This window comes from Streptomyces sp. NPDC046862, from assembly GCF_040704615.1.
Classification (GTDB): domain Bacteria; phylum Actinomycetota; class Actinomycetes; order Streptomycetales; family Streptomycetaceae; genus Streptomyces.
This window is the reverse complement of record NZ_JBEYXP010000034.1, coordinates 1-22654: the sequence shown is the minus strand read 5'-3', so window position 1 is coordinate 22654 and position 22654 is coordinate 1. Positions and strand designations below refer to the sequence as shown.

The 22654-nt window shown below is 68.3% G+C and carries 12 protein-coding genes; 5 read left to right on the top strand and 7 right to left on the bottom strand.

Translation table 11 applies throughout. The features are described from left to right. Positions 1-99 precede the first annotated feature (99 nt). The gene (locus AB0959_RS32055) at positions 100-1926 is read left to right on the top strand and encodes an AMP-dependent synthetase/ligase (RefSeq protein ID WP_366830183.1); all 1827 of its coding nucleotides are present in this window, start codon (positions 100-102) and stop codon (positions 1924-1926) included. Positions 1927-1952: 26 nt separating this feature from the next. Here AB0959_RS32055 and AB0959_RS32050 read toward each other — a convergent pair whose 3' ends face one another. From AB0959_RS32050 to AB0959_RS32035, 4 genes are all read right to left on the bottom strand, one after another. Then, positions 1953-4205 carry an alpha-galactosidase gene (locus AB0959_RS32050; RefSeq protein ID WP_366830182.1) on the bottom strand — a complete coding sequence of 751 codons (2253 nt, stop codon included), beginning with the start codon at positions 4203-4205 and terminating at the stop codon, positions 1953-1955. After that, a complete protein-coding gene (locus AB0959_RS32045) occupies positions 4202-7474 on the bottom strand; it encodes a glycosyl hydrolase family 28 protein (protein ID WP_366830181.1) in 3273 nt (1090 codons plus the stop codon). The genes AB0959_RS32050 and AB0959_RS32045 overlap by 4 nt, the downstream gene beginning before the upstream one ends. A gap of 12 nt (positions 7475-7486) precedes the next feature. Continuing rightward, on the bottom strand, positions 7487-8278 hold the full coding sequence (locus tag AB0959_RS32040) for a Tat pathway signal sequence domain protein (RefSeq protein ID WP_366830179.1): 792 nt from the start codon (positions 8276-8278) through the stop codon (positions 7487-7489). A 62-nt stretch (positions 8279-8340) separates the two neighbouring features. Further along, positions 8341-9528, bottom strand: coding sequence for a glycoside hydrolase family 88 protein (locus AB0959_RS32035; RefSeq protein WP_366830178.1), 1188 nt, complete (start codon positions 9526-9528; stop codon positions 8341-8343). A 723-nt stretch (positions 9529-10251) separates the two neighbouring features. Between AB0959_RS32035 and AB0959_RS32030 the strand changes: the two genes are divergently transcribed. Continuing rightward, the gene (locus tag AB0959_RS32030) at positions 10252-11082 is read left to right on the top strand and encodes an aldo/keto reductase (RefSeq protein ID WP_366830177.1); all 831 of its coding nucleotides are present in this window, start codon (positions 10252-10254) and stop codon (positions 11080-11082) included. 310 nt (positions 11083-11392) lie between these two features. Continuing rightward, positions 11393-12088 carry a glycoside hydrolase family 75 protein gene (locus tag AB0959_RS32025; protein ID WP_366830176.1) on the top strand — a complete coding sequence of 232 codons (696 nt, stop codon included), beginning with the start codon at positions 11393-11395 and terminating at the stop codon, positions 12086-12088. 53 nt (positions 12089-12141) lie between these two features. Here AB0959_RS32025 and AB0959_RS32020 read toward each other — a convergent pair whose 3' ends face one another. The 3 genes from AB0959_RS32020 to AB0959_RS32010 form a co-directional block, all read right to left on the bottom strand. Then, positions 12142-13047: a class I SAM-dependent methyltransferase gene (locus AB0959_RS32020; protein ID WP_366830175.1), complete on the bottom strand. Its 906-nt coding sequence runs from the start codon at positions 13045-13047 to the stop codon at positions 12142-12144. Positions 13048-13250: 203 nt separating this feature from the next. Further along, positions 13251-14972 (bottom strand): glycoside hydrolase family 6 protein, encoded by a 1722-nt coding sequence (locus AB0959_RS32015; protein ID WP_366830174.1) that lies wholly within the window; start codon positions 14970-14972, stop codon positions 13251-13253. Positions 14973-15037: 65 nt separating this feature from the next. Continuing rightward, a complete protein-coding gene (locus AB0959_RS32010) occupies positions 15038-16543 on the bottom strand; it encodes a cellulase family glycosylhydrolase (RefSeq protein ID WP_366830173.1) in 1506 nt (501 codons plus the stop codon). Positions 16544-16799: 256 nt separating this feature from the next. On the opposite strand from AB0959_RS32010, the gene AB0959_RS32005 reads away from it, so the two are divergent. Both AB0959_RS32005 and AB0959_RS32000 read left to right on the top strand, forming a co-directional pair. After that, on the top strand, positions 16800-19712 hold the full coding sequence (locus AB0959_RS32005) for a glycoside hydrolase family 48 protein (protein ID WP_366830172.1): 2913 nt from the start codon (positions 16800-16802) through the stop codon (positions 19710-19712). A 163-nt stretch (positions 19713-19875) separates the two neighbouring features. Further along, positions 19876-22533 carry a cellulose binding domain-containing protein gene (locus tag AB0959_RS32000; protein WP_366830171.1) on the top strand — a complete coding sequence of 886 codons (2658 nt, stop codon included), beginning with the start codon at positions 19876-19878 and terminating at the stop codon, positions 22531-22533. The last annotated feature ends 121 nt before the right edge of the window (positions 22534-22654 follow it).

The window sequence follows — 22654 nt, the reverse complement described above, 5'->3', positions numbered from 1 at the left end:
GGCGAAGCCGTCCTATTGGCACGTTCCATCACCCCTCCCGCCCCGTCCGCAGGTGAGGTAGCTTTCACGGCGCTGTGGGGGACGCCACGAGGAGCGGGATTGCGCGAGTTCACCAACCCTCCGTTGGCGTCGGCGCCGCCGGTGGGCGGTCTGGCCGACGTCGTCTACGAGTACGCCCAGGACGACCCGCTCTACGTCGCGCTCGGCCGCAAGGACGAGCAGGGGCGGTGGCGCGACGTCACCTCCGCCGAGTTCCGCGACGAGGTGCTCGCCCTCGCCAAGGGACTCCTCGCGCAGGGGATCCGGTTCGGCGACCGGGTCGCCATCATGTGCCGTACGCGCTACGAGTGGACGCTCTTCGACTACGCGCTGTGGTCCATCGGCGCCCAGGTCGTCCCCATCTACCCCACGTCCTCCGCCGAGCAGGTCTTCTGGATGCTGCACGACGCGCAGGTGTCGGCCATCATGGTCGAGCACGAGGACCATTCGATGACGGTCGCCACGGTCGTCGACCGGCTGCCGATGCTGCACAAGCTGTGGCAGCTCGACGTGGGCGCCGTGCACGAGTTGTACGAGGCGGGCGCGCACCTCGACGACGACGTGGTGCACCGGCACCGGCGCGCGGTCACACCCGAGTCGACCGCGACGATCATCTACACGTCGGGCACCACCGGCCGCCCCAAGGGCTGTGTCATCAGCCACGGGAACTTCATGTTCGAGGCGGACACCGTCATCCAGAAGTGGGAGCCCCTCTTCCACTCCAAGAAGGGCGACCAGGCGGCGACCCTGCTGTTCCTGCCGCTCGCCCACGTCTTCGGGCGCATGGTGCAGGTCGCCGGGATCCGCGGGAAGGTCAAGTTCGGTCACCAGCCCCAGCTCAACGCGGCGGCTCTGCTGCCCGACCTGGCCGCCTTCCGGCCGACGTTCTTCCTGGCCGTGCCGTACATCTTCGAGAAGGTCTTCAACGCCTCACGCCGCAAGGCCGAGAAGGAGGGCAGGTCCGGCGCGTTCGAGAAGGCCGTCGAGATAGCCGTGAACTACGCGGACGCCGTGGAGGCGAAGGCCTGGGGCATCGGGCCGGGGCCGTCGGCCGGCCTGCGGATGCAGCACCAGATCTTCGACAAGCTCGTCTACTCCAAGATCCGGGCCGCGATGGGCGGACGCGTGCGCCACGCCATGTCGGGCGGCTCGGCGATGGACCGGCGACTCGGCCTGTTCTTCGCGGGCGCGGGCGTCTTCATCTACGAGGGGTACGGCCTCACCGAGTGCACCGCGGCCGCGACCGCCAACCCGCCCGGCAAGACCCGGTACGGCACCGTCGGCCAGCCCATCCCGGGCATGACCGTGCACATCGCGGACGACGGCGAGATCTGGCTGCACGGCGAGAACGTCTTCCAGGGCTACCTCAACAACCAGAAGGCCACCGACGAGACGCTGCACGACGGATGGCTGGCCACCGGCGACCTCGGCTCGCTCGACGAGGACGGCTACCTCACCATCACCGGGCGCAAGAAGGAGATCCTGGTGACCTCCGGCGGCAAGAGCGTCTCGCCGGGCGTCCTGGAGGAACGGGTACGGGACCACCCGCTGGTCGCCCAGTGCATCGTCGTCGGCAACGACCGCCCGTATATCGCGGCCCTCGTCACGCTCGACTCGGAGGCCGTGGAGCACTGGCTGCAGATGCGCGACAAGCCGCACCTGAGCCCGCAGGAACTGGTGCGGGACCCCGACCTCGAGACCGAGGTGCGGCGGGCCGTGGTCGCGGCCAACACCCTGGTGTCGCAGGCCGAGTCGATCCGCACGTTCCGGATCCTGGCCCACCAGTTCACCGAGGAACACGGGTTGCTCACACCGTCCCTGAAACTGAAGCGCAAGGCGATCGAGAACGCGTACGGGGCGGAGGTCGACGCGCTGTACAGGGCCTGACCCCGTACAGCGCCCCGTCCGTCTCCTCAGCCCGTGTACTGGGCGAAGACCTTGAGGTAGTCGTACGGCTGTTGCGACACGCCGCTGCAGGCGTCCCCGTCGGTGCCGGAGGCGCAGGCCCGGTCGCGGTTGACGGACCAGTAGGTGAGGCGTGCGATGTGGTGCTGTTGCGCGTAGGCGAGCATGGTCTTGAAGTCCGCGACGCGGACCAGTTCGCCGGACACATCGGTCTTGCCGTTCATCGACGACAGGCCGATGTGCGCGTAGGCCGCCGCGTCGCTGTATCCGTAGGCCGACTTGACCCGCGCCTTCAGCCCCTCCATGGCCTGGGTGGTCAGCGTGCCCATGTTGCTGCTGCCGCCGCCGAAGTCGAACGGCATGATGCACCAGACGTCGTTCGCCAGACCGGAGGCGGCGCCTCGCTTGATCATGTCGACGCCCGTGGCGTCCGGGCCGCTGGTGGTGGTGCCGAAGGTGATGATGGTCTTCAGGCCGGGGTTGTTCGCCTTCACGGTCTTGAGCGCGTCGATCACCCGCTGCCGGACCGTGGCGTTGGACCACTCGGTGTTCTCGATGTCGATGTCGATGACCTTGAGGCCGTAGGCGTTGATCACCTTCTGGTAGGCACCGGCGAGGGCCGAGGCACTGGAGCACTTCTCGCCGAGTTTGGCGCCGCTCCAGCCGCCGACGGAGACGATCACATCACCGCCCGCCGCCCGGATCGCGTTGATCTTCGACTGGTCGTCGCCCCCGGTCAGCGGCCGCGAGCCGTCCCACTTCGGGTTGCAGGTGCCGTCGGAGAGGATGAAGGCGAGCGTGAACCACTTGACTCCGGTCGCGGACATCACCGAGGTGGGGTTCTGCGGACTGCCCCAGCCGAGGTACTCGTAGGGGGCGACGGCCATCCCGGGGGACGCGGCAGCGCTCTTGAGCGTCGTGTTCACCGGCTTCACCCGGATGAGCCGCGTCTCGCCCGGCCGCAGCGTCGCGCTGTAGGAGTCGGTGATCGTGCCCTTGTGGGAGCCGGACCACAGGTCGGTGACATCACCGGAGCCGGTGAAGCCGACCTGCGACCAGTCGACACTGACCGTCGTGTTGCCGGACGTGCCGGTGTTGAAGAGCGCCACGACGTACTGACCGTCGCTCTCCTTCTTGCTCCAGACCTGCTTGACCCCGCTGTTCACGATGCGCTTGGCGGCGACCCCGTCCTGGTTGACACCGATGAGCCGGTCGTTGGTCAGCATGGCCTTGTCGACGGGGTCGAGCTTCGTCAGATCGGTGCCGAGGAGCAGCGGTGAGGCCGCCATCGCCCACAGGGTGAAGTGCGAGCGGCGCTGGTCGGCGGTCAGTCCCACCTGGTCGCCGTTGCCGATCTCCAGCGAGTCGAGGTCGTTCCAGCCGCCGGGTCCCGCGTACGGCTGCCAGGAGGCGGCCGAGTTGAAGCGGGCGGAGACATGGGACCAGTCGGTCAGCGGATAGCCGCTGCCGTTCTCGCCCGGGCCGCAGTAGCACTCGACGTCTCCCTGGGTGCGCCAGCTGTTCGCCAGTTTCTTCCAGGTGGGCGCGTCGGCGATCGGCAGGTTGTTGGAGAGCGCGAAGTTGATGGGCCGGCCGCTCGCCCGCAGCGCCTTGTCCCAGGCCTGGACGTCGGGGGTGTCGTGGCTGCCCACCCCGTCGATCTTCAGGTAGTCGACGCCCCACGAAGCGAACTGCCGTGCCCAGGAGTTGACGAACTCCTGCGCGCCCGGCTTCCCGTAGTCGATGTAGTACATGTTCTTGCAGTTGTAGTTCTTCTCCGTCTTCGAGGTGTCCGCGATGTCCTTCGCGTGGTACGACGTGCCCTCGATCGGCGTGTTCCTGGTGACCGCGTTCTTGGCGATGCCCGGCGTCACGTAGAAGCCGAACTTCAGCCCCTTGGAGTGGATGTAGTCGGCGAGCGCCTTGATCCCGGAGGGGAACTTGGCGGTGTCGACGGCCCAGCGGCCGTAGGAGTCGACGACGAAGCCGTTGGAGTCGCACTTCTGCCAGAAGTCGTCGAGGTTGACGTACACGTACCCGTGGTCCTTGAGTCCGCTGGAGATCAGCGCGTCGGCCTGGGCCTTGATCTTCGCCTCGGTCGGCGTCCGGCGCACGAAGCTCCAACTGCTCCAGCCCATGGCGGGGCGGGCGGACTGCCCGTTGTCGGAGGCGGCGGCCGGGTGCGCGCCGCCAAGGAGCGGGATACCGGACACCAGCAGCAGCCCTGCCAGGGCGAGGACGAGTGATCTGATCCGTGTCATGAATGTCCCCCGGTCTCGGAGTCCGCGGAGTGCGCAGAGCGCGCGGATGCGGGAGTGGCGTAGGAGGTGCCGATCCAGGCCTCGTCGACGCGCAGCCGCTTGGAGCGGGTGGAGTCGCTCGACGCGGCCCAGGTGGAGTCGACTTCGAGGCGTACGTAGCGTGCGTTCGCGGCGGTCAGGTCGATACCCTGGATGCCGCGACGGCTCGGCAGCTGTCCGGACTTGACCGCGCTCCCCCAGGTCGACCCGTCGTTGCTGAGGAAGACCTTGTAGTCCTTGACGCGCGCCGACTGCTCGGTGTCGGAGCGGGCGTAGGCGACGGAGTCCTCCCGCTGGTTGAGCCCGATGTACTGCACCTTCTTCGCGGAGCCGAGGTCGAAGGTGAGGCTGACCGGCAGGGTCTTGTCGCTGTCCCAGTAGGTCAGGTAGTCGCCGTCACCCGCGGCCGTGGCTCCGTGACCGCTCGCCGAGGCGCTCGCGCTCACCTTGACGCCGGACAGGATTCCCTGGCGTCCGCCGGTCGTGACCTTGAAGACGGTGTCGTAGGGGTCCCAGTCGCCGAGTCCGTTCAGGGTGAGCACTCCGCCGGACTGCGTCCAGGAAACCGCCGCTCCGGTACGGAGGTTGGTGACGGACCTGACGCGGTAGCCGTTGTCGCGGATGCGCAGGGTCGAGGTGGACGGCGGGGTGAGCACATGGACGTACTGGAGGTCGGGGTTCGCCCTGCTGACCGTCGTTACTCCGTGCGCGCCGTCGTTCCAGAACCCCGGTTTGAGTCCGCCGTAGAGGTAGCCGCCGCCCTCGGTGCCGTGCAGTGACTCCCAGACGGGGCCGAGGTAGGAGTCGGCGAAATTGTTGAAGGCGGCCTGGTTGCTGGGGAACTTGCCGTTCACCTGCGCGGTCTCGGCCATCAGTGCCTTCACGGACGATCCCGCGTTGGTGACGAGCCGGCCGAGGGTGAGCATCCTGTCGACCGACGGGTTCGAGCCGTCGTACCACCAGGCACCGGTCGACGGGAGTTTGAAGTCGGCCTCGGTCAGGCGGGGTTGGGCGGTGTAGATCGCCTGCGGGTAGTCGTACGACGGCGACATGCCCGTCTTCTGCTCGTTGCTGATCATGTCCATGATCGGCGTGTCTTCGTTGTTGTTGCTGAGGGTGTAGTCCGGCCGCTTCTGCCGGATCTGCTGGTAGAGGTCGTGGTCCTCCCAGTACGCGTTGTCGTTGTCGATCCAGAACCCGCCGAGGTCGGGGTAACGGTCCATGACCTCGAAGAAGTTGTCGTAGCTGAACTCGCCGAAGCCGTCGCGGGTGGTGAGGTCGACGCTCCTGCCCTTGTACGAGGAGTACGCGGCCGAGTCGAGCCACTCGTGGCCGCCCTCGTCGTGCCACTTGGGGTCGTCGGTCATGTAGAGGATGACCTTCAGGCCCTTGGCCTTGGCGGCCGCGATCAGCTCGCCCACGAAGTCCCGCCTGGTGGAGCAGCTGCCGGGGATCTTCGAGGGCCAGGGGCGGGCGTAGCCGAGCCGGCTGTGGAAGGTGGCGAGAACCAGGTACTGGGTGTGCAGCTTCCGTGCCTCGTTCACCCAGTAGTCGGGTGTCCAGCCGCCGCCGGTGACGTCGTTCTCCCAGGCGGTGCAGCTGGTGTGCGCGGGAGCGGTGCGCTGGCCCCAGTGCAGGAAGAGCCCGCCGACGGAGGAGCGGAGGAAGTCCTGGCGGGGGTCGTCCAGGTCCCGCGGTGTCGCCGCTGCCGTCCGCGTGGCGCAGTTCTCGCTGGAGCCTGTGCCCGCCACGCGCAGGGGTCCGCCCTGCGTGTTCTGGCCGGCTTTCAGGCAGTACCCGGTGACCTGCTGGAAGCCCATGTCATGGGGCGAGTCGCTGCCGCGCTGGGCGGTGAAGCGATCGAAGCGGATGCCGCTCGCCGCGTTCGCGATGACGGCCGGACGGCCGTCGTTCGCCGCGAACCTGACGGAGCTGTCGGCGAAGGTGATGTCGTCCGCGTTGTGCAGGTACCAGCCGTACGCCGGCCGGGTGCCGATGCTCTTCGGGTTGTAGTCCGTGGCGTCGTTGCTCGGCACGCCGGTGGACATGGTGCCGTTGCCGCCGGGGACGGTGATGTTGACGCCTGTGAAGGTGACGTTCTTGATGCGGTGGCCGTTCTCGCCCCACAGGGTCGGGCTGAACGACGGACTCGAACCGGTGGCCGTGATGTTGTCGTAGGTGATGTCGCTGATGGAACCGACACCCGGGTTGTTGCCGCATCGCTTGCGTGTGCCGATCTTCTGCATGATCGGCGAGTGGACGTTGCTCATGGTGATGTCGCGGTAGTGGACGTCGGAGATCTTCGCGCCGTCCATGGAGACCATGCCGAGCCCGGACTTGTTCGAGCCCTCGATGCGGATCTTCGCGAACTGGTAGTCGGAGAAGTCGCCGCACGTCTCGGAACCGAACATCAGGGCGTTGCAGCAGACCGCCGACAGGTACGCATCGCTCACGCGCACGTGGCCGTTGGGGAGTTTGGCGCCGAGCGCGTAGTCGCTCTTGAAGGCGAGCGCGTCGTCGTTGGCCTTGATGCTGGCGTTGGTGATCGTGACGTTCGTCGTGGAGATGATGTTCCAGCCGTCACGGTCACTCGCGGTGTCGATGGTCAGACGGTCCGAGGTGACGTTCTTGCAGCCGTTGATGAGGGCCGCGAAATGGCCGCCACGGCGCAGGGTGAGACCGTCGCCGATGCGCAGCCCGTCACAGCGGGTCAGCGAGATGATCTTGTCGGCCTCACCGGACTTCGGGGTGCCGGTGATGAGGTTGCCCAGCCCGTCGATGACGCCTTCGCCGACGAAGCCGATGTTCGTCAGGCGGTCTCCGTGGATCATCGCGTTGTGGAAGTGGCTGTGACCGTAGTCCTGGTAGTCGTCGTACGGGTTGTCCTCGGGCGGGTCATAGGTGTCGGCGCTGGAGCCCTGGAGGGTGGCGCCCTTGTCGACCTGGAGCGTGACCTCGCTCTTCATGTGGATGGTGTTCTTGGACTTGTACTGTCCGGCCGGGAAGCGGACCGTGCCGCCGCCGGCCGCGTTCGCCGCCGTGATGGCCTTGTTGATGGCGGGCGTGTCGTTGGTGGAGCCGCCACCCTTGGCTCCGTAGTCGCGCACGTCGAACTCCGCTGGAGCGGCTGGACGTTGTTGGGGGGTGGCCAGCGCCGGGGGGTGCGTCAGCCCGAGCACGATGGCGAACGCGCAGAACACGATCGCCGCCCATCGCTTGCGCTGCTGCATGGGGCGGGCTCCTTAGACGAGTTGGTAGCCGCGCAGATTGGTGAGCAGCATGTAGCAGTCCTGCAGGGAGCCCGAGGTGTCGCCCAGGGAGCGGTAGATACCCCACTTGGGGCGGACACGGTCCTCGAAGAAGGTGTCGACGCCGGTCTTCGACGCGTCGATGACGGTGCTCGAACCGCTCTTGAGGATCCAGCGGATCGAACCCGCCGAACCGTTGCCGATCTTGATCTGGAAGTCGACGTCGGTCCATTTGTTGTGCAGGGGTTCGAGGTTGGTGCGGCCGACGAGGATGTCGTCCTCGAAGAGCTTCAGTTCGATGGTCTGCGTCCCGTTCACCCGGCGCAGCGACTGCACGACGATCGGCGCGGAGCCGGTGCCGGGCTGCTTCATCTGCATGATGTGCGTGAAGGTGGTGGTCGCCTTCAGGGAGCTCGGGATGTACATCGAGTACGTGAGCCGCCAGGTCTGGCCCTCGGTCCACTTGAGGTAGTTGCTGCCGCTGCCGTTGCGCAGACCGGTGACCTCCTGGCGCTGGCGGTCGGTGGAGGTGTCCCGGTCGACCATGTGCATGTTGAAGCGCCAGTTGTTGCCGGTGGCGAAGATGTGCGGCGAGGCGGACGTGTGCGAGTCGGCGCGGTCGTCCTCGATCGTCTCGAAGGCGCCGAGGCCGTCCTCGCTCGCCGACGGCGCCCACTTCTGCTGCCAGGAGGCGGCGTGCGCGGTCGTGGCGCCGGGGAGGCCGACGGCGGCTCCGGCCGCGCCGGCGAGGGCGGCACCGAGAAGGGATCGCCTTGTTGTGCTCATGACATTCCTCGTTTCGTCGGGAGGGGTGGTCTTCCGGAGGGGCTGCCGTCCGGAGGGGCGGTCTACCGAGCCGGCTGGTTCCGGAGCTGCTCGTTCATGATCAGAAAGGCGCCCAGGCCGTGGAAGTCGTTCGTGGCCCGGGTGCGGCCGATGTAGTACGCGTAGTCGCCCACGTTGGTGCCGACGGAGATGTCGGTGAGGTTCGTACGGCCGTCCGCGCCGAGGGAGATCTTCGCCAGGACGCCCTCGTAGCCGCGCCGGGCCACGTTCGCGTAGTGCGCGTCGAGATATCCCTGCTGGGCGCCGCGCGAGAGGGCGTAGGTGAACATGCTGGAGCAGGACGTCTCGGTCCAGTTGTCGCCGCGGCCGCCCTTGTCGATCACCTGGAACCAGCGCCCGGTCGCGGGGTCCTGGTACTTCTCCAGACCGGCGGCCAGCCTGCGGAGGATACCGATGAGCCGAGTTCGGCGCGGGTGGTCGGCCGGGATCGCGTCGAGCACGTTGACGGCCGCCATCGAGTACCAGCCCACCGCCCGGCACCAGTGCTCGGGGGCCAGCCCGGTCTGCGGATCCGCCCAGCTCACGGTCTTCGACTCGTCGTAGGCGTGCCGCAACAGCCCGTTTCCGACCTGGAGATGCGTGCCGTAGAGGTCGAGTTGCTTGGCCGCCTCGTCGTTCGCGTACGTGCCGTCCCCGAACTCCTTGCCGTACTCGACGAGGAACGGGTTCACCATGTAGACCCCATCGGCCCACAGTTGGTGGGCGCGGCTGCTGGTGTCGGCGTGCCAGAAACCGCCGTCACCGGTGCGCGGATAGGTGTTCAGGCGGTCGCGGATCTTCTTGGCGGCCTTCCGGTAGCGGTCCTGGCCCGTCTCGCGGTGGAGGATCACCAGCAGCCGGCCCGCCTGCATGCTGTCGAGACTGTTGAAGGACTGGCTGATCGAGCCGTCGCTCGCCACGAAACGGTCGACGTAGTTCTTGATGTACGTGAGATAGCGGGCGTCGTGGGTGCGGCGGTAGGTGAGGTACTGCCCGTAGAGGTAGAGGCCGACCGGGTACGACCAGCCGCCGATGGTGCTCGGCGTGAAGCGGGCCGTGGTCGAGTCGACCAGCGCGACGGACCAGTCGGGGGCGGCGACCGGCCGACGGGCCGCGAGGACCTGCGGTGCCGCGGCCGCGGGCAGGGTCGCCAGGGATGCGAGGGCGAGCGCGGTCGCCGTCAGGGCGGCCCGCAGGCGTCGTCGTCTCATGGTCCTTCCTCTCTGCGGAGGGGTGTGCGGGGCGTCCCCGGCGGTTGGGCCGTTCACCAGCGGGGCGTGGGGGGGAGGCTGGGTCCTGGAGCGGTTGGGCACCACCGAGGCTGGAGCACCGGGGGCAGGTGCGCCGGCAGGGCGTCGTGGGGTGGGGACGCGTCGGTGTTGCACGCCGTGTCGGGCGCGCCTTACTGCCCGCCACCCCGGGTGTACGGCGTGGCCGGCGGGGCCGCGGACCACTCGTGTGCGCGAGGGACCGCGGGTTGCTTGGTTGTGGCTCGGAAGCGGGACAGCCGACGGAGGCGGGGCACTCCCTGGAGTTCGACGGCGATCCGCTTCAGGACGAGACGGGATTCCGGAGCCGGCGGACCCCACCGGAGCCGGCACCGACGCGGTCCTTCCGAGCAGGGGGCAGCATCCACTCGTTCATGGAGACGTACCTTTCCCGAGGCGTGGGGGGTTCAAGTGCCCAGACAACGCAGGACGTTCACATGTATGCACAGAATTCATGAGCGCGTTCTGTGGCGCGTTACAGAGTTGCCCCACGACGGGCAGGGGTCAATGGTCCGTACCGATGAGACCGGACACTTTCCGGCCAATCTTCCGCCCCCGATACTGACCCGGGAGTCAGCCGAGGCGAATCTCCCCGTCAGGAATGCATCAGCGCCCCTGATCGTTGACGATGGGAGTACCACCCGACGACTGAAGGATCGAGAGCTCGTGAGCAGCAAGGTCCCCCCGATCACTCTGAACAACGGCGTCGAGATGCCCCAGCTGGGCTACGGCGTCTGGCAGGTGCCGGACGACGAGGCGGAGCAGGCTGTCACCACCGCCCTGGAGGCCGGGTACCGCAGCATCGACACGGCCGCGGCCTACGGCAACGAGGAGGGCACCGGCAAGGCACTCGCGGCCTCCGGCCTCCCCCGCGAGGACCTCTTCGTCACCACCAAGCTCTGGAACAACGACCACGGGTACGACTCCACGCTGCGCGCCTTCGACGCGTCGTTGGAGAGGCTCGGCCTGGAGTTCGTGGACCTGTACCTGATCCACTGGCCGCTGCCGGCCAAGGGCACGTTCGTCGAGACGTACAAGGCCTTCGAGAAGCTGTACGCGGACGGCCGGGCCCGCGCCATCGGCGTCTCCAACTTCCTTCCGGAGCACCTGGAGCAGCTGATCGAGGCCACCTCGGTGATCCCCGCGGTCAACCAGATCGAGCTGCACCCGCACCTCCAGCAGCACGCGTCCCGCGAGTTCCACGCGCAGCAGGGCATCGCCACCGAGGCCTGGTCGCCGCTCGGCCAGGGCAAGGGCCTCCTGGAGGTCCCGGCGATCGTCGCCATCGCGCGGAAGCACGGCCGCACCCCGGCCCAGATCGTGCTGCGCTGGCACCTCCAGCTCGGCAATGTCGTGATCCCCAAGTCGGTGACCCCGTCCCGGATCAAGGAGAACATCGAGGTGTTCGACTTCTCCCTCGACACGGAGGACATCGCCGCGATCAGCGCGCTGAACGAGGACCGGCGCATCGGCCCGGACCCGGCGACGCTCAACTAGGGCCTGACAGGCCTGACACAGGCTGGGACAAGCGCCCCGGAGCAGGACCTTCCGGTCCGACTCCGGGGCGTTTCACGTGTCCGGCGCCCATCCGCCGAGCCCGGACACCGACCACTAGGCCACGGCTTGGTCCGTACCTTTACCGTGTTTTTTCCTCGCCCCTCTCCCCCACGACCGACCTGCGCTTTCGCGCGACGACAGCGAACTCCGGTGCCCTGTGGGCCGGTTGAGGGGGTTGACGGGACCCTGCGGTTGGCCCACCTTGTACCGCACCCGATAGGAAACTTTCCTAACAGAAGGGTCCCCCACAGTGCGCTCTCGAACACTGACCCTGACCGCGGCCGCCGGTGCCGCACTCCTCGCCACCGCGACGCTCACCTCGAACGCCTCGGGCACCCCGCGCCCGGCGTCGACCAGGGAGGGCACGGTCAGCGCGGCCGACCTGCTCGCCAAGGTCACGTCCTGCAACCAGATATCGAACGGCAAGTACCGCACCGACGAGGAGACGTCGGCCACCGTCTCCGTGTGCGGCAAGAACGGCGCGGTGTTCTGGAAGGCCGACATGGACATCGACTGCGACGGCCAGCGCACCTCGAAGTGCAACGAGGACACCGACCCCTGGTACCAGGACGACACGGCGTTCCACCAGTCCGACGGCAAGCCCCTGCGCGCCGACTCGCTGCCGTACGTCGTCGTGCCCAGCTCCAGCAGCATCTGGAACTACTCGAACGCCGGCATCAAGGGCGGCGGCGTCGTCGCGGTCATCTACAACAACAAGGTCCAGTACGCGGTCGTCGGCGACACCGGCCCCAACAAGATCATCGGCGAGGCCTCGTACGCCACCGCCAAGGCCCTCGGCATCAACCCAGACCCGGAGAACGGCGGTACGGACTCCGGCGTGACGTACATCCTCTTCAAGAACTCGCAGGTGTCCCCCATCGAGAACCACAGCGCGGCGGTCTCGCTGGGTGACCAGCTGGCGAAGAAGTTCCTCCAGGACAACTGACCCGGGAGAAGGACGGGCCCGGTACCGCGCGGAGCCGCGGCACCGGGCCGTACTCAGTTCCCGAGTTCCGCCTCCGCCACGTGAATCGTGTGCGCCGTCAGGACGAAGACGTCCGGCCGGTGGTGAAGGCCCGCCTTGTCGTCGGGGTCGAGGAGGCGGTCGACGGTCGCGAGGTCGGTCGCGTCGAGGTGCTCTCCCATCCTGTCGCGGTAGTGCTGGAACATGCCCACGACGAACGCGCGGGCCTCGTCGGGCAGCGGGGCGGGCAGGTCGAACAGGAAGGTGCGGCTGGTGGCGCCGCGCAGGCCGACGCCGGTGAGCAGCCCCGGCCAGTCCTCGGTCACCTCGACGGCCCCGGGGAGTTCGGCCCGCATCGCGGCGAACCGCTCGGCCTCGACTGCGCTCATACGATCCTGGAGACCGGGTCGGCCGAAGCCGATGTCGCGGGGCAGGTAACGGGCGGGGAGCCCGCCCTCCAGCAGCGCGAGGGTGCCACCGGGCGCCAGCCGCTCGGCGAAGGCGGCGAGGGCCGCCCGCTGGTCGCCGAGATGGTGCAGGCTCCTGCTCGCCCAGAGCAGATCGACCGGGTAGTCCAGGTCACCGAGCGCGCCCGGGAGGTCGCCCTCCAGGGTGCTGAATCGGTCGGCGATACCAAGGCCCTCGGCCCGCGCCCGGGCCCGTTCGAGAAGAGGGCCGGAGCCGTCCGCCGCGACGACGCGTGCGCCCGGGAACGCCTCGGCCAGCACGCAGGCCACGACACCGGGCCCGCTGCCCGCGTCGACGACGAGCCCCGGATGGGGCTGCCGCTTGCTCAGCCAGGCCGCGGCCCGCGCGTACAGGGGCGAGAACAGCTCCGCCTCCGCCTCGAGCCGCGGGGCCATGACGGACCAGTCGATGTCGGCATGGTCGTGGTGGTGCTCGTGGTGATGACCGTTTCCGTGCTCGTGGTGGTGTCCCATGGTGGTGACCCTCTCGTCCGGATGCCCGTCAGCGTGCGCCGACGCACCGCGAGACGGCAATTCCCGTTGCCGTGTCGGCAAATCCGGACGGGAGGGCCACCGTCGTGGTCCGCCGGGGGCCGGCCCAGGATTACCGACCCCCGGCGGACCTCGTGCACCAGGCGCTCACCTGCCCGGGACGTGGGACCCGGACACGTGTCCGCTCACAGCGCCGGGTACGCGTTCTTCATGAGCTCCTGGAACTGGGCCGAGAACCAGTGCCCGGACAGCGGCGCGTTCGGCAGCGAGCCCGACATGTTGTTGCCGTTGCGGGGGTTGCCCGTGTACGTCGGGTCGCACATGCGGTCGAAGCCCTTGCCCTCGTCGTTCGGGATGGCCGAGCTGGAGCCGTCGGACTCCCCCGGGGGCTTCATCCACACGTAGGCGTCGATCCCGGCGGCGGGGCTGGCCTGCGGACGCTCACCCAGACCCGCTCCGGACTGGTTGCACCAGTTGCCGATGTGGATGCGGCGGTCGTAGCGCCCGCCGTTGACGTACGTGTCGACGCTGGTCGTCGCGCCCGGGCCGGTGGGCCGTGCGGTGCCGCCCCAGCCGTTGCGGGAGGTGTCGATGAGCATGCCGATGTTCGAGTTGAAGCCCACCGAGACGAGCTGGTTGCGGAAGGCCTGGGCGAAGGACTGCTCGTCGGTGTAGCGGTTCCAGTCGACCCACTTGGACTCGCGGACCGACTTGCCGGCCACGTTGTCGTTGATGGTGAAGTTGTTCTCCTTCAGGGCGCTGTAGTTGGCCGTGTTGGTGATGAAGCCGTGGACGTCGTTGACGGTGGCGCCCTCGGCGGTCGCTGCCTCCTTGAAGGTGGTGGCGGAGGCGCCGAAGTTGTCGTCCCAGCCGATCCAGCCGTGGTGTCCGGCGTCGACGTAGTTGTAGACGTTGGGCACGTCACCGAGCTTGTTGAGCGCGTAGCCGACGCCCTTGACGTAGTTGCCGTTGGCCTTCATCGTGTCGCACTGCGGGGTGGCCGTCGGGCGGCTGCCGGTGTTGGTGACGAGGTTCGGCAGCGAGTCGATCTCGACCGTCGTGACGATCCGCAGCGAGGCGTACTTCGGGTCGGCGAGGATGGCCTTGATCGGGTCGATGTACTGCGTCTTGTACTTGTCGATCTCCGTCGGACCGAGTTCGCCGTTGGAGGCGAGGGCCGCGCAGTCGCGTCCGGGCAGGTTGTAGATGACCAGTTGGACGACCAGTTCGTCCGAGCCCTTCTGCCGCAGCGCCTCGTCGAGGTGGGCGCGCAGGCCCATGCCGCCGTTCACGCCGTTGATGGCGGCGATCCGGTCGAGCCAGACGCCCGTGGGCTGGTTGGCGATGCGGCTGCCGCCCGTCTCGGCGTTGGCCTTCGCCCGCCACTCGGGGTTCACGTACACCTTGGCACCGGAGTACGGGTTGTCGACCCGCCCGGAGGGACCGCCCGGGTCCGGCGGGTCCGTGGGGCCGCTCCCTCCGTCGTCGACGTTGCAGGTCACGCCGTCGAGCGTGAAGGTGGCGGGGATCGCGTTGCTGCCGCTGTAGGTGCCGTTGAAGCCGAAGCTGACCGAACCGCCGGTCGACATCGGGCCGTTGTAGCTCTCGTTCGCGGCGGTCACGGCGGTGCCGCTCTGGGAGAGCTTGGCGTTCCAGCCGCTGGTGATCTTCTGGTTCCCGGCGTACGACCACTTCACGGCCCACGACGACTTGGCGGCGCCGTTGTTGGTGACCGTGACGGAGGCCGTGAAGCCGCTGTCCCACTGGTTCTGGATCTTGTAGTCGACGGTGCAGGGGACGGCCTGGACGCCGGTGTCGCCCGGGACGGCGGCCATGGCGGTCCCGGCCGCGCCGCCCACGAGCGTCAGTGCGGCGAGCAGTGCCGTTCTCGTTCGGGTACGACTCATCAGTGCGTGTTTCCTCTCCGTGGGGGTGATCCGTGGGGGTGGTCCTTGGGAGTGATCCGTGGGCGCTATCCGTTGAGGGAGCGCAGGTGATCGCGCAGCCCGATACCGAAGGACGTGGGGGTTCCGTCGTAGCTTGAGATCAGGGCGGGCCCGGAGCCGCAGTTCCAGGTGTTCCAGGTCCAGCCGAGGTAGGAGAGTTTCCGGGCGTCGAACCACGCCATGACGCGGTCGATGAAGGAGTGCGCACAGGTGTTCTCACCGATCTCGCCGGCGACCAGCGGGACCCGGTCGGCGACGGGAGCGAGCATGGAGTTCCAGCAGCTCTCGCTGGAGCAGGAGTTGAAGTTGTAGACATGCCAGGCGGCGGCGAGATTGCCCGTCGGGTCGTTGGGCTTGTACGTCAGCCACTGACTCAGGTCGTTGGAGTAGGCGAGCCCGCCGGCCAGGATCACGTTCCGCGCGCCGGTGCCCCGGATGGCGTCGACCAGGTCCTGCATGCCGGCGGCCTCGTAGCCGATGCCGGGGCAGGTGCCGCCGTCGCGCCAGCAGGTCCACGCCTGGGTGGCCGTGGAGGTGGCGCGGTCCGGGTAGGGCTCGTTGAACAGGTCGAAGACGACAGCCGGGTCGTCCTTGAAGGTGTTCGCGACCGAGGTCCAGAAGGACGGTGTGTACCGCATGTCGGGCATCGGCTTCTGGCAACTGGCGTGCACGTCGGAGCAGCCGGCCGAGTTTCCGGTGTACTGGCCCCAGGACCAGTGGAGTTCGACCATCGGCGTCATGCCGTGCGCCTTCACCTTCGCCACCAGGTCCTTGACGGCGCCTACGTAGTTGGCGCCCGCGTACTCGGGCTTGATGTTGGACAGTCCGAGCCAGCACTCCTCGTTGAGCGGGATGCGCACGGTGTTGACGTTCCAGTCGGCGATCGCCTTGACCGAGGCGTCGTCGACGGGGCCGTCCCAGATGCCGTTGCCCTGGACGCACGCGAACTCGCCGCCGGAGCGGTTGACGCCGAGCAGACGGCGGGTCGCGCCGCTCGCGTCGACGAGCTTGTTGCCGGACACCTTCAGGACCGGCGGGCGGTCACCGCTCGGCGGCGGATCCGTCGGTCCCGGATCCGTCGGCCCGGGGTCGGATGGGCCCGGTGAGGGCTCCGCGTCCACGTTGCACGTCGTCCCGTTGAGCTTGAACGCCGCGGGCGCGGTGTTGCTCGCCGCCCCCGAGGCGATGAACCCGGCGCTGACGCTCGCACCCGAGGGCAGCGAACCGTTCCAGCTCTCGTTGGCCGCGGTGACCGTCGTACCGGACTGGGACCACTTGGCACTCCAGCCCTGGGTGACCTTCTGACCTCCGGTGTAGTCGAAGGCCAGACTCCAACCGCTGAGCGCCGCCTGGTTGTTGGTGATCTTCACGGCGCCCTGGAAGCCGGAGTCCCACTGGCTGGCGACCGAGTACTCGACCGTGCAGGCGGGCGCGGCGGCTCCGGACGCCGTGACCACCGGCGCCACCGCGGTGCCGACAAGGGCGACGGCTGCGGCGACGAGTAAAAGACCTGAACGCGGGGGGTGTCGCATGAGCGACTCCTTGCAGCTCTGGCGCGCCGGGACCGGCGCGTCGACTGATGGAATCGCTCCCACTGGTGTTGGGCGAAGGTAGCGCCAAGTGACGGTAAAGACCAGAGGTGATGCCGTCTTGCGTTCGTCGAATCTTTTCGACTCTTCAAGCACCTTGACCCCTCCGACCCCCCTCCCCAATATGGGAGCGCTCCCACTGGTTCAAGGCTTGTTGCTCCTCCCCCCACTTCTCCGAGCCGCATGGAGGAACCAGCGCATGCACTCCAGACGGAGACGTCGCATGCGGCAGCTGTGGACGGCTGTCGTCGCGGCCCTCGCACTCCCCTTCGCGATGCTGAGCGCGGGTTCAACTCCCGCTCAAGCAGCGGCAGTTCAGTGCAGTGTCGACTACAAGACCAATGACTGGGGCTCCGGCTTCACCGCCGAGCTCACGCTCACCAACCGGGGCACGGAGGCGATCTCCGGCTGGACCCTGACGTACGACTACACGGGCAACCAGAAGCTCAGCAGTGGCTGGAGCGGCACCTGGTCGCAGTCCGGCACGACGCTGACGGCGAAGAACGCGTCCTGGAACGGGACGATCGCCGCCGGAGCCGCCGTCGGCACCGGCGCCCAGTTCACCTACAGCGGCACCAACGCCGCACCCACCAACTTCGCGATCAACGGCACCACCTGCGCCGGCGCGCACCAGCCGCCGATCACTGTGCTGACCAGCCCGAAGGCGGGCGCCGTCTACTCGCGGGGCGACGCGGTGCCGCTCGCCGCCACGGCCGCGGCGGCCGACGGGGCGACCATCAGCAAGGTCGAGTTCTACGACGACACCAAGCTGCTCGGCACCGACACCAGCTCCCCCTACTCCCTTTCGGTCTCTGATTTGACCGTGGGCAGTCATTCGCTGGTGGCGAAGGCGTACGACAGCCTGGGCGCGTCGGCGGACTCCACGCCGGTCGGCATCACGGTCGCCTCGGGTCCCGCCGTGGTGGCCTCGCCGCTCCAACTGGGCGTGCAGTCGGGCAGGACGGGCACGTACGAGGTGAAACTTTCGACACAGCCGTCGTCGAACGTGACGGTGACGACGTCGAGGGCGAGCGGCAACACGGGCCTGTCCGTCACCGGCGGTGCCTCCCTCACCTTCACCCCGCAGAACTGGAGCACGGCGCAGAAGGTGACCATCACCGCTGCCTCCTCCGGCACCGGCTCGGCGACCTTCGAGTCCGCCGCCACCGGGCACGCCAAGGCCTCGGTGACCGTGACGCAGCTGGCCGCGTCGAAGGAGTACGACGCCCGCTTCCTGCAGATGTACGGCAAGATCACCAACCCGGCGAACGGCTACTTCTCCCCCGAGGGCATCCCGTACCACTCGGTGGAGACACTGATCGTCGAGGCACCGGACCACGGCCATGAGACCACCTCGGAGGCGTACAGCTACCTCCTGTGGCTCCAGGCCATGTACGGCAAGGTGACGGGCGACTGGTCCAAGTTCAACGGCGCCTGGGATCTCATGGAGAAGTACATGATCCCGACCCACGCCGACCAGCCGACCAACTCCTTCTACAACGCCTCGAAGCCGGCCACGTACGCGCCCGAGTACGACACCCCGAACGAGTACCCGGCGCGGCTCGACACCGGTGTCTCGGTGGGCCAGGACCCGATCGCCGCCGAGCTGAAGAGCGCGTACGGCACGGACGACGTGTACGGCATGCACTGGCTGCAGGACGTCGACAACGTCTACGGCTACGGCAACTCGCCCGGCAAGTGCGAGGCGGGCCCGACGGACACCGGACCGTCGTACATCAACACCTTCCAGCGCGGCCCGCAGGAGTCGGTGTGGGAGACCGTCCCGCAGCCCACCTGCGACGCCTTCAAGTACGGCGGCAAGAACGGGTACCTGGACCTGTTCACCGGCGACGCCTCGTACGCCAAGCAGTGGAAGTTCACCAACGCCCCCGACGCCGACGCGCGCGCCGTGCAGGCCGCGTACTGGGCCGACAAGTGGGCCAAGGAGCAGGGCAAGGGCTCAGACGTCTCCGCGGTCGTCGGCAAGGCCTCGAAGATGGGCGACTACCTGCGCTACGCGATGTACGACAAGTACTTCAAGAAGATCGGCAACTGTGTGGGGGCCTCGTCGTGCCCGGCAGGCACCGGCAAGGACTCCTCGCACTACCTGCTCTCCTGGTACTACGCGTGGGGCGGCGCCACCGACACCTCGGCGGGCTGGGCCTGGCGCATCGGCTCCAGCCACGCGCACGGCGGCTACCAGAACCCGCTCGCCGCGTACGCTCTGAGCAACTACGCGCCACTCAAGCCCAAGTCGTCGACCGGGCAGGCGGACTGGGCGAAGTCCCTGGACCGGCAGATCGAGTTCTACCGCTGGCTGCAGTCCGACGAGGGTGCCATCGCGGGCGGGGCGACCAACAGCTGGGGCGGGCGGTACGCCACCCCGCCGGCCGGCAAGCCGACCTTCTACGGCATGTACTACGACGAGAAGCCCGTGTACCACGACCCGCCGTCCAACCAATGGTTCGGCTTCCAGGCGTGGTCCATGGAGCGCGTCGCCGAGTACTACCAGCAGACGGGCAACGCGAGCGCGAAGGCGATCCTCGACAAGTGGGTCGACTGGGCGCTGTCCAAGACCACGGTCAACCCGGACGGCACCTACCGCATCCCGTCGACGCTCCAGTGGTCGGGCGCCCCCGACACCTGGAACGCGTCAAGTCCCGGTGCGAACGCGGGACTTCATGTCACCGTCGCCGACTACACCGACGACGTGGGCGTGGCGGCCGCGTACGCCAAGACGCTGACGTACTACGCCGACCGCTCCGGTGACACCCAGGCGGCGACGACGGCGAAGGCACTGCTGGACGGCATGTGGAAGAACAACCAGGACGCGCTCGGCATCGCCGTCCCGGAGACCCGCGCCGACTACAACCGCTTCGACGACGCCGTGTACGTCCCGAGCGGCTGGACCGGCACCATGCCGAACGGCGACGCCGTCAACGCGTCGTCGACGTTCGACTCGATCCGCTCGTTCTACGAGGACGACCCGGCCTGGTCGAAGATCGAGGCGTACCTGGCGGGCGGAGCCGCGCCCTCCTTCACGTACCACCGGTTCTGGGCCCAGGCCGACATCGCACTGGCCATGGGTTCGTACGCGGAGCTTCTCGAATAAGTCCCCGCTAAAAGTTCCGCGTACCGGGCGCTGACACCCACGAGACGTCAGGGCCCCAGGCCGGGCGGACCCGATCCATCGGGTCCGCCCGGCCGCACGCGCCTTCCCCTCCCTTTTCCTCCCCTTCCCCTCCCATCCCCCCACCACCATGGAGAGGACAACCGTGCGAAGAACCCGCATCCTCACGGCCGTGCTCGCCCTCACGGCCGGTCTGCTCGCGGGCAGTGCGCCCGCGCTGGCCGCGCCCGCCGAGAAGGTGTCGATCGCCGCCGACACCTACACCTGGAAGAACGCCCGCATCGACGGTGGCGGCTTCGTGCCCGGCATCGTCTTCAACCGCAAGGAGAAGAACCTCGCGTACGCCCGCACGGACATCGGCGGCGCCTACCGTTGGGCGGAGTCCTCCAAGACGTGGACCCCGCTGCTCGACTCGATCGGCTGGGACAACTGGGGTCACACGGGTGTCGTGAGCCTCGCCTCGGACTCCGTCGACCCGAACAAGGTGTACGTGGCGGCCGGCACGTACACCAACAGCTGGGACCCGAGGAACGGTGCCGTGCTCAGGTCCTCGGACCGGGGCGCGACCTGGCAGAAGGCCGACCTGCCGTTCAAGCTGGGCGGCAACATGCCCGGCCGGGGCATGGGCGAGCGCCTCGCGGTCGACCCGAACAGGAACAGCGTGCTGTACCTGGGCGCGCCCAGCGGCAAGGGCCTGTGGCGGTCGACGGACTCGGGAGCCACCTGGTCCCAGGTGACGAACTTCCCCAACGTCGGCACCTACGTGCAGGACCCGACGGACACGAGCGGCTACGCGTCCGACAACCAGGGCATCGTGTGGGTCACCTTCGACGAGTCGACGGGCTCGTCCGGAAGCGCCACCAAGACGATCTACGTCGGGGTCGCCGACAAGGACAACGCGGTGTACCGCTCGACGGACGCGGGCGCCACCTGGGCCCGCCTCGCCGGCCAGCCGACCGGCTACCTGGCCCACAAGGGCGTCCTGGACGCGAAGAACGGCTACCTCTACCTGGCGTACAGCGACAAGGGCGGCCCGTACGACGGGGGCAAGGGCCAGCTGTGGCGGTACGCGACGGCGACCGGCACCTGGACGAACATCAGCCCGGTCGCGGAGGCCGACACGTACTACGGCTTCGCCGGCCTGACGGTCGACCGCCAGAAGCCCGGCACCGTGATGGCCACGGCCTACAGCTCCTGGTGGCCGGACACGCAGATCTTCCGCTCCACGGACAGCGGCGGCACGTGGACGAAGGCGTGGGACTACACGTCGTACCCCAACCGCTCGAACCGCTTCACGATGGACGTCTCGTCCTCGCCGTGGCTGACCTGGGGAGCGAACCCGTCGCCTCCGGAACAGACCCCGAAACTGGGCTGGATGACGGAGGCGCTGGAGATCGACCCGTTCAACTCCGACCGGATGATGTACGGGACGGGCGCGACGATCTACGGCACCGAGAACCTGACGCGGTGGGACGGCGGCACCCAGTTCACCATCACGCCGATGGTGCGGGGTCTGGAGGAGATCGCCGTCAACGACCTGGCCTCTCCCCCGTCGGGCGCCCCGCTGCTCAGCGCGCTCGGCGACGTCGGCGGCTTCCGCCACACGGACCTGACGAAGGTCCCCTCGTTGATGTACACACAGCCCAACTTCACGACGACCACGAGTCTGGACTACGCGGAGACCAACCCGAACACGGTGGTCCGCGTCGGCAACCTGGACTCCGGCCCGCACATCGCGTTCTCGACGGACAACGGCGCCAACTGGTTCGCGGGGACGGACCCGTCGGGCGTGAGCGAGGGCGGTACCGTCGCGGCGGCCTCGGACGGCAGCCGCTTCGTGTGGAGCCCGACGGGCACGGGGGTGCAGTACGCGACGGGCTTCGGAAACTCGTGGTCGGCGTCCAGCGGGATCCCCTCCGGCGCGATCGTCGAGTCCGACCGGGTCGACCCGAAGACCTTCTACGGCTTCAAGTCGGGCAAGTTCTACGTCAGTACGGACGGCGGCGCGACCTTCAGCGCGTCGAGCGCGACCGGCCTGCCAAGCGGTGACAGCGTCCGCTTCAAGGCGCTGCCCGGCACGAAGGGCGACATCTGGCTGGCGGGCGGCGCCACGGACGGGACGTACGGCCTGTGGCACTCGACGAACGGCGGCGCGAGCTTCACCAAACTGTCGAACGTCGAGCAGGCCGACACGATCGGCTTCGGCAAGGCGGCGACGGGCGCCTCGTACCAGACCCTCTACACCAGCGCGAAGATCGGCGGCGTCCGCGGCATCTTCCGCTCCACGGACAAGGGCACGACCTGGACCCGCATCAACGACGACGCCCACCAGTGGGGTTGGACGGGTGCGGCCATCACCGGTGACCCGCGGGTGTACGGGCGCGTGTACGTGTCGACGAACGGGCGCGGGGTCGTCTACGGCGACACCTCCGCCTCGGGCGGCGGCGAAACCGACCCCGAGCCGGACCCGGAGGACCCGACGGGCGCCTGCGCGGTCTCGTACAAGATCACCAACCAGTGGTCGGGCGGTTTCCAGGCTGACGTCCAGCTCACCAACACGGGCACGAGCGCGTGGTCCGGCTGGTCGCTGAACTGGTCCTTCCCGAACGGGCAGACCGTGTCCCAGGTGTGGAACGCCGCGTACACACAGTCGGGTTCGGGGGTGACGGCGAAGAACGTGGGCTGGAACGGCTCGGTGGCGGCGGGCTCGTCGGTGGGCTTCGGCTTCACGGGAAGCTGGTCGGGGTCGAACACGAAACCGGCTGCCTTCAAGCTCGGTGACCAGTCCTGCACGGTGACCTGACGCGAGTTTTTGCGCCCCCGCCGCCCCTACCCGTCCCATCCCCGGGGCTCCGCCCCGGACCCCGTTTCGGGGGCCAGCCCCCGGGCCCCCGCTCCTCAAACGCCGGAGGGGCTGAAAATTC